A 15,637-nucleotide genomic window follows, 5' to 3' on the forward strand; every position below is an offset into this window, starting at 1 on the left:
CTTGGTTTTGAGGCCGCCACCCTAACAAATGATACGCTCTTGGCTAGTCGAAGCGTGCAGCATCGTAGAGCGAAGCGTCGAGATCGCGGGTCATCTCGTCGCGCGAGCTTCCAAGCAGTAGCTGGGCAGCCAGCCGTGCGGCCGCCGGCGAAGTCTGGATGCCATAGCCCCCTTGCCCGGCAAACCACGCGAACCCTTCCACCTTCGGGTCATAGCCATAGACCGGCAATCGGTCGGGCGCGAAGCTCCGCAGCCCGGCCCAACGGCGCTCGACTGCCTCGATCTTCCAGTCGACGACTCGCTGCAGCCGGTCGATAGCTTGTGCCACCGCAAGCTCTTCAGGGGCAGCATCACAGGGTTCGCTCGGCACCTCGTCGTGGGGGCTGAGCCACAGCTTTCCTGCCTCAGGCTTGAAATAGAAGCTCCCCCCGATGTCGAGCACGAGCGGTTGGTCGGGGTCCGGAGCAGGATTGGTCCTCAGCTGGACCACGGTCCGCAGATATGGAGTGATCCCGATCGGTTTTGCGCCAGCCAGCGTGGCGAGCGAATCTGCCCATGCCCCCGCTGCATTCACCAGAACGGCGGCACGAAAATTCCGGCCATCCTCGCAGCTCAATTGCCATAAGCCATCGGAGCGATGCGCCTCCCCGACCCGCGCACGGCATTCGAGTTGCACCGATCCGGCCTTGGCGCGCTTCAGGTAATGTGCGTGGAGACCCGCCACGTCGATATCGGCGCAGGCTGGTTCCCAGATCGCATCGGTCCATGCGCTTCGCAGACCGGATAGGTGCGATCGCAGGCCGTTCGCATCCAGTCGCTCGATCGACGCCCCGGTGTCGCCGAAACGGTCCATGAAATCGTCCAGCGCGCCGCGGTCGTCTTCGCGTCCGATATAAAGCGCGCCGCGCTGTGTCAGGAAGCCATGTTCCCGCAGGTAGGCGCCGGATGCGAGTGTCAGCGGGACGAGTTCGGGGCCGCCATAGCATTCCTCCCAGAAGGCAGCCGACCGTCCGGTGGCGTGGTAACCCGGCCGGTCTTCGGCCTCGAGCAAGAGAACGCGTGCGCCGCCTTCTCCCAACTCTGCAGCGAGACTGGCACCGGCTATCCCAGCTCCGACAATGGCAAAATCATAGGAGGTCATTTGCGGGCCGGTGCGACCCTTTCGAGGAACTCCGCAATGGCATCCATCGCCCGGTTGCGCACTTCCGGGACCTCGCGCAGGATTTCGTGGTGCGCTTCGTCACCGAATGCCGCCAGCTCTCCTTTCGGCAGGCGCTGTGCCGCACGCACTGCCGCTTCGTGCTTCACCAGCTTGTCGTTCGAAGTCGAAACGACCAACACCGGCACGTCCACTTGCTCCATCGCTCCCGGCGCCTCGAGCTCGCGGGTCGAGGCATAGGCGCGTTCCACCCAGCCCCAACTGCCCGGCCCCATGACCAGCTCGGGCCTGTTCTCCCGCCACCATAGCTCGTCTTCATAACGGGCATCGTCATGGGTGAGCAGTTCCCGGCGCCGGGCCGGAACCTCGCCCGGCTTCTCGCTCCACTTCCACGCCGGGCGTGTCGGGACACCGACCTTGTTCATGACGCGCGCGACCGAATGCAGCAATGCAAGCGGGAGCGGCGGCCCGGCCATTCCCAGCATCGGCGCAGACAGGACGACGGCATCGGGATCGACTGCGTTGTCGATCAGTGCCCGCATGATGATATGCCCGCCCATCGAATGCGCGATCAGGACATGTGGCCCCGGTGTCTGCTCCTTCCAATCCACCCAGAAGTGTTCGAGGTCGGCAACCCAGTCGGCGAAATCGCCGATGTGGCCAGTCAGTTTATCGTCGCCGAGGCGGCCGGAACCGGCCTGGCCGCGCCAGTCTGCCGCCGTGACCTTCCATCCGGCACGGTGCCATTCCTCGAGGCTTTCGAGATACTTCTCATAGAAATCGCCCCGCCCCGGGAGGAACAGGATCGACCCGCGCGCAGAATCGCCTAGCCCCGTCCAGTCGATCCGCCGCAGGGCATGCCCGTCGGCGGCCTGCCACCTGCTTTCGACCGCGTGTTCGGGGATGGACCGGCGGTCGATTTCACCTCCGGCCTGCTGATCGTTCTGCTGCGAAATGGCATCCTCCGTATTGCGCTCGGCCATGGTTACCCTTTGGTAAGCATGTTTCTGTAGCTCTGCCTTCCGCAACTTCACGGAAAGCAGGTCATGGACCAACAGATTTTCACCTATGTGCTGCTCGGCGGCTTGGCAATGGCGCTGCTGGTTGCAGCATTCACCGATCTCAAGAGTCGCACTATCGGGAACAAGCTGAACCTCGTCATCGCGGCGGGCGCTCCCTTCTTCTGGTGGGCAAACGGTCTCGACCTGTGGCCCGGTGTGGCGATCCAGCTTGGCATCGCTGCTGCAACCTTTGCCGTATGCGCATTGTTCTTCGCCATCCGCCAGATGGGCGGCGGCGACGTCAAACTGCTTACGGCGCTGGCCCTGTGGTTCCCGCCGACCAATTTCGTCGGCCTGGTCCTCATCATGGCCATGCTGGGATGGGTACTGACCCTGGCCATGGGTATCTGGGCTGTTGCCCATTCGCGGATCGTAGGTGCCAAGCCGGTACGTGACACCGCGCTGCTGATGGCCTGCACGCTGATTGCAGCCAACTTCGCCAGCGCTGTCCTTGGCGGTCCAAAGCTCGCCATCCCGCAATCACTTATCGATACGCTGGGCGCCAATCCGAACACCGCCATTCTGATCGCGCTGCTGCCGATCGCGATTCTTGCAGTCGTCACACTCGCATCAATCAGGATCATCCGGCGACACAATCGCGAACCCCGCATTCCCTACGGCCTCGCCATCTCGATGGCTGGCCTGTGGGTCGTAGGCGGCGGTTTCATCACCACCGCAGCAACTGCCGCAGGTGGATGAAACCCGATCTTAACCAATCCAGCCGTAGGGATGGAAACCATAGCTGCCCGCATTCGAATCTGACGGGCCATACGAGGGGGCTAAATAGCCATGGATAGGAAGAAGCTTGTTCTGCTGGTAGGCGCGCTGATCGTTGCGATCGGTACTGCCCTTGTTGCCCGCAGCATGTTCGCAGGAGCTGCCGCTCCGCAGGCCGAGGCCGCTGCGGTGGTCGAAGCCCAGGGACCCAAGGTTCTCGTCGCGCAGCGTGCTCTGCCGGCCGGGACGATCATCACCGCTGATGCCATCGGGTACCAGCTGTGGCCCGAAGAGCTGGTTCAGGACGCCTACTTCCTCGATGGCGAGGCCGACGTGAACAAGCTGCTCGGCACCGTCGTCCGTCACCCGGTTACGGCAGGTGAGCCGGTCACCCAGGGTTCGCTCGTGCGTCCTGGCGATCGCGGCTTCCTTGCTGCCGCCCTCACCCCCGGCATGCGCGCCATCACCGTTCCGGTTGATGCGAAAGCCGGTGTGGCAGGCTTCGTTTTCCCGGGTGACCGTGTCGACATGGTCCTTACCCAATCGGTCAAGGGCGAAGGTCGCTCGCTGAAAGCCTCGGAAACCATCCTTCGTAACCTTCGCGTCCTCGCAACCGACCAGACCACCACGCAGAAGACCAAGGATGGCCGCACTCAGGTTCGCGCTTTCCGCACGGTCACGCTCGAAGTGACCCCGACGATCGCCGAGAAGGTGGCTGTTGCCCAGACGCTCGGCTCGCTGAGCCTGGCCCTGCGCCCGCTGGCAGACAACCAAAGCGAACTGGAGCGTGCGATCGCTTCTGGCGAGCTTGTCATCCCCGATGGCGTATCGCCGGAAGAAGAAGAACGCCTGATGCGTGAAGTCGCCGGCCGTCCGGACGATGGCATCAGCACCTACGTGACCGGCGGCGACGTCTCGCGTTTCCAGCGCAGCTCGATGCCCGCAGATCGCGGCGCAGGCGGCGGCGGCGGAAACAGCCAGGTCCGCGCTGGCCCGACTGTCATCGTGACCCGCGGCAAGAACTCCGAGCGTGTCAATGTCGGCCGCGTCGGTGGACTGAACTCCTCGGTTGTCACTGGCACCCGCAACGCAGGCGAGACCGCACCGGTCGCGCTGAGCACTCTTCGCTAAGTTTTCTTCAGACAGGAAGCCATTCAGGGGGCATCTCCATGAAACGTCGTCTTACCACCAAATTGCTGCTCGCGAGTATCGCACTCGCCCCGATCGCAGCTGCTCCGACGTCTACGGCTACGGCCCAGTCGGTTGTGAGCCCGAGCCAAGAAATCGTGCTTTCGATCGGTCGCGGCGAACTCGTCAACGTGCCTGGCACCATGGCCGACGTGTTCATCTCGAACGACAGCGTCGCGGATGTGCAGATCAAGTCGCAGCGCCAGCTCTACCTGTTTGGCAAGTCGGGCGGTGAAACCACCCTGTATGCCAGCAATGCCGCAGGCGACATCATCTGGGCAGCCACTGTCCGGGTCGGATCGAACATCGGCAGCATCGACCAGATGCTTGCCCTGGCGATGCCGCAAGCGAAGATCAACGTCGCGACCATGGGCACGAACACCGTGCTCCTGACCGGGACGGTTGCCGCGCCGGAAGACGCCGCAGACGCGCAGTCGCTCGTCGAAGCTTATGTGGGCGAAGGCACTAATGTGATCAGCCGCCTGCGCATGGCGACGCCGCTGCAGGTCAACCTGCAGGTGCGCATCGCCGAAGTCAGCCGCAGCGTGGTGAAAGCCATCGGCATGAACCTCGCTACCGTCGACGCGACGAGCGGTTTCCGCTTCGGTGTCAGCCGTGGCTTCAACGAAGGTATCCCTGGATTTACCCCGGGCGGCCCCGCTGGTTTCGGTGTCGGCTTCACCGAGCCGACCGATGGCGGTACCGACATTCCGAACATCGGCGGTACAACGCTCGGCCTTACCGGAAACCTGCTTGGCCTGGATGTGCTCTCCGCACTCGACCTTGCCGAGACCCAAGGCCTGGTGACGACCCTGTCGCAGCCTAACCTGACCGCCCTTTCCGGCGAAACGGCAGAATTCCTTGCCGGTGGTGAATTCCCCATCCCGCTCAGCGGCGGCCTGGGTACGACCACCATCGAGTACAAGAAATTCGGCGTGAGCCTGGCTTATTCCCCGACCGTTCTGGCCAATGGCCGCATCTCGATGCGTGTCCGCCCGGAAGTGTCGGAGATCTCGAGCCAGAACTCGATCCAGATCAACGGCTTCCAGGTCCCATCGCTGGTCACCCGCCGTGCCGAAACCACGGTGGAGCTGGGGTCGGGCCAGAGCTTCATGATCGCTGGCCTGCTTCAGAACAGCGCGCAGAACTCGATCGATAAGGCTCCAGGGCTGGGTGATATTCCCGTGCTCGGCAACCTGTTCCGTTCGACCAACTATCGCAAGGGCGAGACTGAACTGGTTATCGTTGTCACGCCTTACCTCGTGAAGCCCGTCAACGCGAATGACATCAGGCTGCCGACCGATGGTTATCTCAAGCCGACGGAAGCGCAGCGTCTGCTGGAACTGCGCGAAGCTGACGGTCGCTCGGGTGCCAGCCGCCCAATGCCTCGGGCAGCTGGCGAAGGAGCCGCACCGGAAATCTCGCACGGTCCGGCACAGCCGGGTGATGAACAGCTGGCGTCGGCCGACGAGGCCCGCCGCAACGAGAAGACTGCGGCAGCAATGCCCGGCTTCAGCTTCGAATAAGGGAGACCACGATCATGCGTAATCTCAACACTCGCACTCTCGCGGCTCCGCTGATGGCCTCGCTGGCCCTGACGCTGGGCGCATGCGGCCCAACCAACATGGACAACCGCTCGCTCTACAGCGTGAAGCAGCCGGTGGTCGAACGTGCCAACTACACGCTCGACGTCGCAACGACCGCTTCCGGCCTGCCCGTTTCCGAACAGCAGCGTCTCGCTGGCTGGTTCGAAACGATGGACCTGCGCTACGGCGATCGTGTCTCGATCGACGACGGTAGCAACAGCCTCGCCGTGCGCGACGATGTCGCTGCCATCGCGGGTCGCTACGGCATGCTGGTTGCGGAAGGTGCGCCGGTAACGGCGGGCCAGACCGGCCCGGGCGAAGCACGGGTAGTCATCACCCGGACCAGCGCTTCGGTTCCGGACTGCCCGGACTGGTCGCACACCAATGAGACCAATCTCAACAACGCGACGAACCCGAATTACGGCTGCTCCGTCTACGGCAATCTTGCCGCGATGGTCGCCAATCCGGAGGACCTCGTCCAGGGCCAGCAGGGCACGGGCGAAACCATCGTCACCACTTCTACCAAGGCCATCAAGGTCTATCGGGAAGCGGAGCCCACGGGCACCGAAGGTCTTCCTGAAGTCAAGACTAACAAGGGAGGCAAGTAAGCCATGAGCATGCCCGGAAACCGCGATCCATTCGCCGCCTATATCTGCGACGAAACTGCGCTGGATGTCCTGCGTCCGGTCGTGATCGAACTCGGCTGGCAGCCCGAGAAGTGCAACAAGGGCGGCCTGCGTAATGCAGTCCAGTCCCTGTCAGTGTCGGCCAGCCCGAATATCCTGATGGTCGACCTGTCGGAAAGCGGTGACCCGCTCAACGACATCAACGCGCTGGCCGAAGTCTGCGAGCCCGGCACGGTGGTTGTCGCCATTGGCCAGGTCAACGACGTGCGCCTCTATCGCGACCTGCTCTCCAGCGGGATCCACGACTATCTGCTTAAGCCGCTTTCGGCATCGGTCCTGCGGGATTCGCTGAATGCAGCGCAGGCCGTATTCTCGGCTCCGCGCCAGGGCGAAGCCGAGCAGTCGAAGCGTCACATCTCGACGGCGATCATCGGTACGCGTGGCGGTGTGGGTGCCTCCACCCTCGCGACTTCGCTCGCTTGGCACTACAGCGCCGACAAGAAAATGCCGACTGCACTGCTCGATCTCGACGTGCACTTCGGCACCGGTGCCCTCACGCTCGACCTCGAGCCGGGCCGCGGCCTGACCGACGCGATCGACAATCCGAGCCGTATCGACGGCCTGTTCATCGAACGCGCCATGATCCGTGCGAACGACAACCTCGCCATCCTTTCGGCAGAGGCACCAATCAACTCGCCGCTGATGACCGACGGCGCGGCCTTCCTGCAACTGCAGGAAGAATTCCGCCATGCCTTCGAAATCACGCTGGTCGACCTTCCGCGCAACATGCTGATCAACTTCCCGCATGTCCTGAACGACGTGAACGTCGCTACGGTCGTGTGCGAAATGACGCTCGCTTCGGCGCGCGACACGATCCGCGTGTTGAGCTGGCTCAAGGCCAATGCCGGTCATGTGACCCCGCTGGTCGTCGCCAACAAGGTTCAGGCCGGCACGGCGGAGATCAGCAAGGCCGATTTCGAAGCCTCGATCGAACGTAAGCTCGATGTGGTGATCCCCTTCGACCAGAAGGGCGCCAGCGCGGCTGCCAAACTCGGCAAGACCTTCATCGACGCCAATGGCTCGAGCAAGGTTTCCTCGGGCATCAAGCAGGTCGCCAGCCGCATCATCGGTCTTGGCGGTGAGGAAGGCGAAGAGGCTTCTGACGGCGAGAAGAAATCGCTCCTCGGCGGCTTCGACCTGAAGGGCCTGATGGCCAAGAAAGACAAGGCTGACGCCTGATAACGAGCCGGAATGGCGGGGCCTGCTACACGCAGTCCCCGCCTCATCCGGACGAGACTGAATGGACGGGACGGAGTAGACTAGATGAACACGATCCAGCTTGTGCTGATTGCCGGCGGTGTCCTTCTCCTGCTCGCACTGGCTTATGCTGCTTTCGCCGGTCCCAACGCCGCGAAGGCCAGCCAGCGACGCCTCCAGCAGCTGCGCTACCGACACTCGGAAAGCACCGACGCCAAGGTGGAATCGCAGCTCAAGAAGGCAATCGCTGCACGCAAGCCGAAGAGCTTCAAGCGGGCGGGATCGGGATCCCGTCTCGAGGCTCTGGCTGTCCGGCTAGACCGGACCGGCAAGGGCTGGACGCTGAGCCAGTACCTCTACACCTCGCTGGGTGTGGGCCTCGTTGTAGCCGTCATCATCTTCCTGCGCACCGGTTCCTTGCCGCTCGGTTTCGCGATCGGCGTTTTCGCCGGCGCAGGTATCCCGCACTTTATCGTCGGCCGGTTCATCAAGAGCCGTACCACCAAGTTCAATGCCAAGTTCGCCGACGCGATCGAACTGCTCGTGCGTGGCCTTCGTTCGGGTCTGCCGGTGACCGAGACGCTCAATGTCGTCTCGCAGGAAGTCCCTGGCCCGGTTGGCGAGGAATTCAAGGGTATCGTCGAGCGCATCAAGATCGGCCGCACCATGGAAGAATCGCTCCAGGAAACCGCCGACCGTCTCGGCATTCCGGAGTTCAACTTCTTCTGCATCACGCTCGCCATCCAGCGCGAAACCGGTGGTAACCTTGCAGAGACGCTGTCGAACCTTTCCGACGTGCTGCGCAAACGCGCGCAGATGAAGCTCAAGATCAAGGCGATGAGCTCGGAATCGAAGGCTTCGGCCTATATCGTCGGCTCGCTGCCCTTCATCGTCTTCGTACTCATCTGGTGGGTAAACCCGAGCTATCTCGCGGGCTTCTTTACCGACGACCGCCTGATCGTGGCGGGCCTGGGCGGCATGGTGTGGATGAGCATCGGCGCCTTCATCATGGCCAAGATGGTCAGCTTCGAAATCTAATCGACCGAGGGATCATAAAGTCATGCAGTCCGGCCCCAAGCTCCTAGGTTTCGACGTCATTCTCGTCGGTTCGATCCTTGCCGGGATCGCAGCGATGGCAGTGCTCTTCGCAATCTACACCGCGGTCACGATCAAGGACCCGATGGCCAAGCGCGTGAAAGCGCTCGAAGGCCGTCGCGAGGAATTGAAGCTCGGCCTAGTCACCGCCAGCGCCAAGAAGCGCCAAAGCCTGGTGCGCAAGTCCGGCACGACCGACAAGGTCCGCGACACGCTGAAGGACATGAAGGTCCTGCAGGCGAGCCAGGTGGAGATGATGCAGCAGAAGCTGGCCTGGGCCGGTTTCCGCAACAAGGACATCGCCGTCATCCTGATCGGCCTGCGCATGGTCCTGCCGCTTGTCTTCGGCACGATCGCTGCGATCCTGCTGTACGCGGTCGAGATCTATCCCGACTGGCAGTTCAAGCGCGTGATGGCGCTCGGTGGCACGGTTTTCCTCGCCTACAAGGGCCCGGAAATCTACCTCAAGAATATCGCCACCAAGCGTACGGACGCGATCCGCAAGGGCCTGCCCGACGCACTCGACCTCCTGGTCATCTGTGCCGAGGCCGGTCTTACGGTCGACGCTGCCTTCAACCGCGTCGCCAAGGAGCTGGGCCGCGCCTATCCGGAACTGGGCGACGAATTCGCCCTCACCGCGATCGAGCTGTCCTTCCTCAACGAACGCAAGAAGGCCTTCGACAACCTCGCCTATCGCGTGAACCTGGAAGCCGTGAAGGGTGTGGTCACCACGATGGTCCAGACCGAACGTTACGGTACGCCGCTGGCCTCCGCGCTGCGTGTGCTCTCGGCAGAATTCCGTAACGAACGTATGATGCGCGCCGAAGAGAAGGCCGCGCGCCTGCCGGCCATCATGACCGTGCCGCTGATCATGTTCATCCTGCCGGTGCTGTTTATCTTCATCCTCGGCCCGGCAGCCTGTTCGATCGCCGACGCCTTCGGAATGTAGGCCAAGCAAATCGAAGCGAATTAGGAAAGCCTCGTCGACTAGCTAGTCGGCGAGGCTTTCTGCATCGAACTCGCCCGCATTCTCTCGCAGCCGGGAAAGCATGTCGCGCATCGCCGCCTGTTCTTCCTTCGACAGCACCGAGAACAGCTCGGATTCGATTTTCAGCGCGAGCGGCATGATCCCCGCGTGCACGGCCTTGCCCTCTGCCGTCAGCTCCAGCAGGTGCGAGCGCCCGTCCTGCGCGTTTGGCTTGCGCCGTGCGAGCCCCCTGCTCTCAAGCGCCTTGCACGCGCGATTGACCGGTACCTTGTCCATCAGCGTCGCCTGCGACAGCTCGCGCTGCGTTGTCGGCCCGCTATCCCCCAGCACGGCCATGATCCGCCATTCGGTTGTCTTCAGCGCAAACCGCTTGCGATATTGCTCCGCAATTCGCGTGGAAACCGCATTGGAGGCGACCGACAGCTGGTAGGGCAGGAAGTCGGCGAGGCGCTGGGCGGGTTTGCGTGACGTCATGCGGCCTAGCTCTAGCTTCCCCGCCGCGCTTGGCAAGGTTGCCGCTGTGACTATCTCACATGCAACTACTCGAAGGCCGGCTCCTCCCACCACGGGTAGAAGTCGGGCATGTTCTCACTGACAGTGTCGGGATAGGCGGGCGGACGCTTCTCGAGGAAGCTGGCGATCCCTTCCTTTGCATCATTGCTGCGGCTGAGACGGTAGATCGCCCGGCTGTCCACGCGGTGAGCATCCATCGGGTGCCCGCCCGCGCCAAGCCGCCACAGCATTGCCCGCGTCATCGAAACCGACACGGCAGAGGTGTTGTCGGCGATCTCGCGCGCAATCCCGACAGCTGCATCCATCAGCTCGGATTGCGCATGCACCGACCGCACCAGGCCGCGTTCCCTGGCCTCCTCGGCATCGAAGACGCGACCGGTCATGCACCACTCAAGCGCCGTCTGCATGCCCACCAGTCGCGGCAGGAACCAGCTCGAGGCGGCTTCAGGCGTGATCCCGCGCCGTGCGAAGACGAAACCGAAGCGGGCATTGTCGCTGGCGAGGCGAATGTCGAAGGGCAGCTGCATCGTCGCACCCACGCCGACAGCAACGCCGTTGCAGGCACCGATCAGCGGCTTTTTCGAGTTGAACAGCCGCAAGGTGAGCCGTCCGCCGCCATCGCGCACGCGCTCGTCGGACAGATCCTCGACCGGGTTGGGATCGGAGAAGACATGCCCCCCGCCCTCCGGCGTCAAATCCGCGCCGGCGCAGAAAGCCCTGTCACCGTGACCCGTCACGATCACCGCGCGAACGCTGTCGTCGGCATCGGTAGTGTCGATCGCATCGATGATCTCGGCCATCATCGTGCGGGTGAAAGCGTTCATCTTCTCGGGCCGATGCAACGTCACGGTGGCGATGCCATCGGCAATATCGAGCTTGATCTGCGTGTAGGCGTTCATTTGGATTCTCTCTCAGCGATATCCATCAGCTTGGAACACATGGAACACGGTCCATGCGAAAATGCAAAGCCCCCGGTGCAGGCGCGGCAGGGAAGGCCGGGGAGAGGAGGCTTGATCGGGTCCATCGTCGGCCGGAATTACCCGGCAAACCGCCGGTAGGAAAACGGAACCCCGCTTCGGTTCCCTCCGTCTGGAAATATTCATTCAGGAACGCGCCGCACCAGCCTCCGTTGCCAAAGGGACCCCCGCATTCACCCACAGCAAGGTGCCCCATGTCGCATATCACCACCACGAATCCAGCCACCCGCGAGACCATCGAGACCTATGACCTCATGTCCAAGGACGAGGCTTTCGCGAAAATCGAGGCCGCGCACGAAGCCTTCCTAGATTGGCGGACACGCAGCCACGAGGATCGCGGCAAAGTGCTCCGCAAGATCGCGAGCACCTTGCGCGACAACAGCGACCGCATCAGCGCAATGATGACCCGCGAGATGGGCAAGCTGCTGAAGGACGGAAAGACCGAAGTCGAAATCTGCGCCCGCATTTTCGAATATGGCGCCGACAAGGGCCCAACCGAGCTCGCCGACGAGGAGCGCGAGCATTCGGGCGGCAAGAAGCGCGGCATCGTCACCTATTCACCCATCGGCGTCATCTATTCGATCCAGCCGTGGAATTTCCCGCTCTACCAGCCGGTGCGGGTGCTTGCCGCCAATGCCATGGCGGGCAATGCCTGCATCCTGAAACACGCATCGATCTGCACCGGCAGCGGCCTGTTGCTACGCGACCTGTGCCTGGAGGCGGGTCTTCCCGAAGGTCTCTTCGACGTTGTGCTGGTGGATCACGAGGTGTCGGACGAGATCATCAGGCACGACAAGGTCCGCGCGGTCACGATGACCGGAAGCGACGGGGCCGGCAGCCATATCGGCAAGACCGCTGCCGACGCCTTGAAAAAGACCGTACTCGAGCTGGGCTCGAACGATGCCTATCTCGTGCTCGAAGATGCCGACATCGATCTTGCGGTGAAAACCTGCGTGACCGGCCGCCTCTACAATAATGGCGAGACCTGCGTTTCGGCCAAGCGCTTCGTTGTGACCGATGCAGTCTATGACGATTTCGTCGAGGCCTTCGTCGAACGGATGAAATCGGCGAAAATGGGCGATCCGACCGACGAGGATACGCAGCTCGGCCCGGTGTCGAGCAAGGAGCAGTTCGAAACGCTGATCGAGCAGGTGCAGAAGAGCCTCGAAGGTGGCTGCACGCTGCTTTGCGGCGGCGATCCGGAAGACGATCCCGATGGCTGGTATTTCCCCGCCACCGTGCTTGCCGACTGCAAGCCGGGAACGCCCGCCTATGACGATGAGCTGTTCGGCCCCGTCGCTTCGATCATCCGCGCGAAGGACGACGAGGATGCGATGCGTATCGCCAACGACAGCCGTTATGGCCTGGGCGGCGGCATCTTCACCAAGGACCAGGACAAGGCGATCCGCCTAGCGCGCGATCATTTCGACACCGGCATGATCCGTATCAATTCCTTTGGTGCGGCAGACCCGAACATGCCCTTCGGCGGGGTGAAGGATTCCGGATACGGCCGCGAACACGGCGGGTTCGGAATGAAGGAATTCGTGAACACGAAAGCCATCTTCCTGCCCTGACCTGCCCTCCCCGATCAAGAGGATCGATACCGATGAAAATTCTCGTAGCCGGCTCCACCGGCAATACCGGCACCCGCCTGGTCCATGAACTTTGCTCGCGCGGCCACGAACCGGTCGCACTGGTCCGCTCTTCGTCCGACACCAGCGAGCTGCCCGAAAACGTCGAGCAGCGGCTCGGCGACCTGACATCGCTCGAAGACGACGTGACCGAAGGCTGCGACGTCGTGATTTTCGCTGCCGGATCGGGCGGCGATACGAGCGAGGAAATGACCAGGAAGGTCGATCGTGACGGCGCGATCAGGCTGATCGATATTGCCGAGAAATCGGGGGTAAAGCGCTTCGTAATGCTGAGCTCGGTCGGCACGGAAGATCCCGATCCGAATAGCGACCTTGCCCATTATCTGCAGGCCAAGCACGTTGCCGACGAAAGGCTCAAGGCCAGCTCGCTGGACTACGTGATACTGCGGCCCGTCGCATTGACCGACGATGGACCGACCGGCTCTGTGCGGCTGGGAGACGAAGTGGACCCCAAGGGCGAAGCCGCCCGGGGCGACGTCGCCGTCCTCCTGGCCGATGCGGCCGAGCAGGACGAATGGGTCGGCGCCATCAAGTTGATGGAGACCGTCGGCTGATCATCCGAGAGGGAAAAAAGAAACGCCGCCCGTCCACGAAGGACGAGCGGCGCTTTTCTGTTGCAATTACAGATATTTAGCGCGGCGCCATGCGGATTGCGCCGTCGAGGCGGACGTCCTCGCCGTTGAAGTAGCCGCACTCGATCATGGTCATGGCCAGCTGGGCATATTCTTCCGGATTGCCGAGGCGCTTGGGGAACGGGACCGATGCGGCCAGCGCTTCCTTCACCTGCGGAGGAGCAGCGTTCATCAGCGGGGTATTGAAGATACCCGGCAGGATGGTGTTTACGCGGATGCCTTCCTGCATCAGGTCGCGTGCGATGGGCAGGGTCATGCCGATTACGCCACCCTTCGAAGCCGAATAGGCTGCCTGGCCGATCTGACCGTCTTCACCGGCAACTGATGCGGTGTTGACGATCGCACCGCGATCGCCATCGTCCGAAAGCGGGTCGAGAGTCATCATGCCAGCCGCCGACTTCGCGATGCAGCGGAAGGTGCCGATCAGGTTCACCTGGATGACGAATTCGAAGGCCGACAGCGGGAAGTGGCTGATCTCGCCCGTCTGCTTGTCGCGCTTGGCGGTCTTGATGGCGTTGCCGATCCCTGCGCAGTTGACGAGGATACGCTCTTGGCCGTGTACTTCGCGCGCCTTGGCAAAGCCTGCGTCGACGTCTTCGTCGCTCATCACATTGACCTTGCAGAAGATGCCGCCAATGTCCTTGGCGACTGCTTCGCCCTTCTCTTCGTTCATGTCGAAAATGGCGACCTTGGCGCCCTTGGCCGCGATGGCGCGAGCGGTGGCTTCGCCAAGGCCCGATGCGCCGCCGGTGACGACTGCGGGGGTATTGCTGCTGACTTCCATTTCAGATTTCCTCTCGAATGGGGGTAACTAAAGCGCCTCGACGATCGTCACGTTGGCGACGCCGCCGCCTTCGCACATCGTCTGGAGGCCGTATTTCTTGCCGCGCGCCTTAAGGGCGTGGACCAGCGTGGCCATGAGCTTGGTACCCGAAGCGCCAAGCGGGTGGCCCAGCGCGATCGCGCCGCCGTTGACGTTGAGGCGTTCCGGGTCCGCATCCGTGTGCTTCAGCCATGCGAGCGGCACCGGGGCGAAGGCTTCGTTCACCTCGAACAGGTCGATGTCGGAGATCTTCATGCCAGCACGTTCGAGCGCGCGGTCGGTTGCGAACAGCGGCTCTTCCAGCATGATGACCGGGTCACCTGCCGTGACAGTAAGATTGTGGATCCGCGCGAGCGGCGTGAGACCATATTCCTTCAGCGCCTTCTCGCTGACGACCAGCACCGCGCTCGACCCGTCGCATATCTGGCTGCTCGAAGCGGCGGTGATCGTACCCTCGGGGCTCAGCAGCTTTACGCCGGCGATGCCTTCGAGCGTCGCATCGAAGCGAATGCCCTCATCGACCGTGTGCATCTCGGTGCCTTCGGGCGTTTCCACTTCAACCGGCACGATCTCGGCCTCAAAAGCCCCCGAGCGCGTCGCTTCGATTGCCTTCTCGTGACTCGAGAGCGCGAAGCGGTCGAGATCGTCCTTCGAGAAGCCGTGCTTCTTGACGATCATCTCCGCGCCCATGAACTGGCTCCACTGGATGCCGGGGTATTTCCCTTCGAGACCGGGCGATTTGTAGTTCCCCAGCCCCTCCTTCATATGAAACATCGCGGTCGAACCCATCGGTACGCGCGTCATGCTTTCCACACCGCTGGCGATGACCACGTCCTGCGTGCCGCTCATCACGGCCTGCGCGGCGAACTGAATCGCCTGCTGCGAGGAGCCGCACTGGCGGTCGATAGTGACGGCAGGCACGCCCTCGCCCAAATGCTTCGAAGCGAGCACGGCGTTCCGCCCCACCTGCATGGCCTGCTCGCCGCCCTGACTGACACAGCCCATCACGACGTCGTCGACCGCCTTGGCCTCGAGGCCCGAGCGTTCCATCACCGCATCGAGCGACTTCGCCGCGAGATCGACGGGATGCACGCCTGCAAGCCGCCCTCCCCGGCGCCCTCCGGCAGTGCGGACGGCTTCGACGATATAGGCTTCGGGCATGAGAGAATCCTTTTGGGTTGCGATTTGGAACGGGACTATGTGGACCTTCCGTTTACGTCAAGGGCAATGCCAGAAGCGATATGACCGCCCGGCGTTAACGATACGCGACGGGCAGGTGATCACCCCGTGTGACGATTTGGCAACATAACCGGGGACAATCCCCGCATACCTATGAATTTCATTTGATACTATCCGGGCGATG

The 15,637-nt window shown here is 62.6% G+C and carries 15 protein-coding genes; 9 read left to right on the plus strand and 6 right to left on the minus strand.

Features of this window, described 5'->3' with window-relative positions:
- Positions 1 to 43: 43 nt before the first annotated feature.
- Positions 44 to 1,141 (minus strand): NAD(P)/FAD-dependent oxidoreductase, encoded by a 1,098-nt coding sequence (locus K3146_RS07530; RefSeq protein WP_221545662.1) that lies wholly within the window; start codon positions 1,139 to 1,141, stop codon positions 44 to 46.
- Positions 1,138 to 2,142, minus strand: a complete 1,005-nt coding sequence (locus tag K3146_RS07535) for an alpha/beta hydrolase (protein WP_221545663.1) — start codon at positions 2,140 to 2,142, stop codon at positions 1,138 to 1,140. Before K3146_RS07535 ends, K3146_RS07530 begins: the two co-directional genes overlap by 4 nt.
- A 63-nt stretch (positions 2,143 to 2,205) precedes the next feature.
- On the opposite strand from K3146_RS07535, the gene K3146_RS07540 reads away from it, so the two are divergent.
- The 7 genes from K3146_RS07540 to K3146_RS07570 all read left to right on the plus strand — a co-directional run bounded on the left by K3146_RS07540 (position 2,206) and on the right by K3146_RS07570 (position 9,638).
- Positions 2,206 to 2,919 (plus strand): A24 family peptidase, encoded by a 714-nt coding sequence (locus tag K3146_RS07540; RefSeq protein WP_221545664.1) that lies wholly within the window; start codon positions 2,206 to 2,208, stop codon positions 2,917 to 2,919.
- Positions 2,920 to 3,009: 90 nt separating this feature from the next.
- The gene (gene cpaB / locus K3146_RS07545; protein WP_221545665.1) at positions 3,010 to 4,068 is read left to right on the plus strand and encodes a Flp pilus assembly protein CpaB; all 1,059 of its coding nucleotides are present in this window, start codon (positions 3,010 to 3,012) and stop codon (positions 4,066 to 4,068) included.
- A 38-nt stretch (positions 4,069 to 4,106) separates the two neighbouring features.
- Positions 4,107 to 5,651, plus strand: coding sequence for a type II and III secretion system protein family protein (locus K3146_RS07550; protein WP_221545666.1), 1,545 nt, complete (start codon positions 4,107 to 4,109; stop codon positions 5,649 to 5,651).
- A 14-nt stretch (positions 5,652 to 5,665) separates the two neighbouring features.
- Positions 5,666 to 6,319, plus strand: a complete 654-nt coding sequence (locus K3146_RS07555; RefSeq protein ID WP_221545667.1) for a CpaD family pilus assembly protein — start codon at positions 5,666 to 5,668, stop codon at positions 6,317 to 6,319.
- A gap of 9 nt (positions 6,320 to 6,328) precedes the next feature.
- The gene (locus tag K3146_RS07560) at positions 6,329 to 7,576 is read left to right on the plus strand and encodes a pilus assembly protein CpaE (RefSeq protein WP_221545906.1); all 1,248 of its coding nucleotides are present in this window, start codon (positions 6,329 to 6,331) and stop codon (positions 7,574 to 7,576) included.
- A gap of 84 nt (positions 7,577 to 7,660) precedes the next feature.
- Positions 7,661 to 8,632, plus strand: coding sequence for a type II secretion system F family protein (locus tag K3146_RS07565; protein WP_221545668.1), 972 nt, complete (start codon positions 7,661 to 7,663; stop codon positions 8,630 to 8,632).
- A gap of 22 nt (positions 8,633 to 8,654) precedes the next feature.
- Entirely contained in the window at positions 8,655 to 9,638 is a 984-nt protein-coding gene (locus K3146_RS07570; protein WP_221545669.1) for a type II secretion system F family protein, read from the plus strand.
- Positions 9,639 to 9,680: 42 nt separating this feature from the next.
- On the opposite strand, the gene K3146_RS07575 is transcribed toward K3146_RS07570, so the two are convergent.
- Positions 9,681 to 10,151 carry a MarR family winged helix-turn-helix transcriptional regulator gene (locus tag K3146_RS07575; protein WP_221545670.1) on the minus strand — a complete coding sequence of 157 codons (471 nt, stop codon included), beginning with the start codon at positions 10,149 to 10,151 and terminating at the stop codon, positions 9,681 to 9,683.
- Positions 10,152 to 10,216: 65 nt separating this feature from the next.
- On the minus strand, positions 10,217 to 11,089 hold the full coding sequence (locus K3146_RS07580) for a crotonase/enoyl-CoA hydratase family protein (protein WP_221545671.1): 873 nt from the start codon (positions 11,087 to 11,089) through the stop codon (positions 10,217 to 10,219).
- 272 nt (positions 11,090 to 11,361) lie between these two features.
- Between K3146_RS07580 and K3146_RS07585 the strand changes: the two genes are divergently transcribed.
- On the plus strand, positions 11,362 to 12,741 hold the full coding sequence (locus K3146_RS07585) for an NAD-dependent succinate-semialdehyde dehydrogenase (RefSeq protein ID WP_221545672.1): 1,380 nt from the start codon (positions 11,362 to 11,364) through the stop codon (positions 12,739 to 12,741).
- A 32-nt stretch (positions 12,742 to 12,773) separates the two neighbouring features.
- Positions 12,774 to 13,373, plus strand: coding sequence for an SDR family oxidoreductase (locus K3146_RS07590; RefSeq protein ID WP_221545673.1), 600 nt, complete (start codon positions 12,774 to 12,776; stop codon positions 13,371 to 13,373).
- Between the two features lie 76 nt (positions 13,374 to 13,449).
- On the opposite strand, the gene K3146_RS07595 is transcribed toward K3146_RS07590, so the two are convergent.
- Both K3146_RS07595 and K3146_RS07600 read right to left on the minus strand, forming a co-directional pair.
- Complete coding sequence (locus K3146_RS07595; RefSeq protein ID WP_221545674.1) at positions 13,450 to 14,235, minus strand: SDR family NAD(P)-dependent oxidoreductase; 786 nt, start codon at positions 14,233 to 14,235, stop codon at positions 13,450 to 13,452.
- Between the two features lie 27 nt (positions 14,236 to 14,262).
- Positions 14,263 to 15,435, minus strand: a complete 1,173-nt coding sequence (locus K3146_RS07600) for an acetyl-CoA C-acetyltransferase (RefSeq protein ID WP_221545675.1) — start codon at positions 15,433 to 15,435, stop codon at positions 14,263 to 14,265.
- Between the last annotated feature and the right edge of the window lie 202 nt (positions 15,436 to 15,637).

Origin of the sequence: Qipengyuania vesicularis, assembly GCF_019711415.1 — a bacterium.
GTDB classification, from domain to species: Bacteria; Pseudomonadota; Alphaproteobacteria; order Sphingomonadales; family Sphingomonadaceae; genus Qipengyuania; species Qipengyuania vesicularis.

What these genes read in the sequence shown, in the direction of transcription:
- K3146_RS07530 (WP_221545662.1), bottom strand. Translation starts at nt 1,141, where the DNA reads ATGACCTCCTATGATTTTGCCATTGTCGGAGCTGGGATAGCCGGTGCC.
- K3146_RS07535 (WP_221545663.1), bottom strand. Translation starts at nt 2,142, where the DNA reads ATGGCCGAGCGCAATACGGAGGATGCCATTTCGCAGCAGAACGATCAG.
- K3146_RS07540 (WP_221545664.1), top strand. Translation starts at nt 2,206, where the DNA reads ATGGACCAACAGATTTTCACCTATGTGCTGCTCGGCGGCTTGGCAATG.
- cpaB (WP_221545665.1), top strand. Translation starts at nt 3,010, where the DNA reads ATGGATAGGAAGAAGCTTGTTCTGCTGGTAGGCGCGCTGATCGTTGCG.
- K3146_RS07550 (WP_221545666.1), top strand. Translation starts at nt 4,107, where the DNA reads ATGAAACGTCGTCTTACCACCAAATTGCTGCTCGCGAGTATCGCACTC.
- K3146_RS07555 (WP_221545667.1), top strand. Translation starts at nt 5,666, where the DNA reads ATGCGTAATCTCAACACTCGCACTCTCGCGGCTCCGCTGATGGCCTCG.
- K3146_RS07560 (WP_221545906.1), top strand. Translation starts at nt 6,329, where the DNA reads ATGCCCGGAAACCGCGATCCATTCGCCGCCTATATCTGCGACGAAACT.
- K3146_RS07565 (WP_221545668.1), top strand. Translation starts at nt 7,661, where the DNA reads ATGAACACGATCCAGCTTGTGCTGATTGCCGGCGGTGTCCTTCTCCTG.
- K3146_RS07570 (WP_221545669.1), top strand. Translation starts at nt 8,655, where the DNA reads ATGCAGTCCGGCCCCAAGCTCCTAGGTTTCGACGTCATTCTCGTCGGT.
- K3146_RS07575 (WP_221545670.1), bottom strand. Translation starts at nt 10,151, where the DNA reads ATGACGTCACGCAAACCCGCCCAGCGCCTCGCCGACTTCCTGCCCTAC.
- K3146_RS07580 (WP_221545671.1), bottom strand. Translation starts at nt 11,089, where the DNA reads ATGAACGCCTACACGCAGATCAAGCTCGATATTGCCGATGGCATCGCC.
- K3146_RS07585 (WP_221545672.1), top strand. Translation starts at nt 11,362, where the DNA reads ATGTCGCATATCACCACCACGAATCCAGCCACCCGCGAGACCATCGAG.
- K3146_RS07590 (WP_221545673.1), top strand. Translation starts at nt 12,774, where the DNA reads ATGAAAATTCTCGTAGCCGGCTCCACCGGCAATACCGGCACCCGCCTG.
- K3146_RS07595 (WP_221545674.1), bottom strand. Translation starts at nt 14,235, where the DNA reads ATGGAAGTCAGCAGCAATACCCCCGCAGTCGTCACCGGCGGCGCATCG.
- K3146_RS07600 (WP_221545675.1), bottom strand. Translation starts at nt 15,435, where the DNA reads ATGCCCGAAGCCTATATCGTCGAAGCCGTCCGCACTGCCGGAGGGCGC.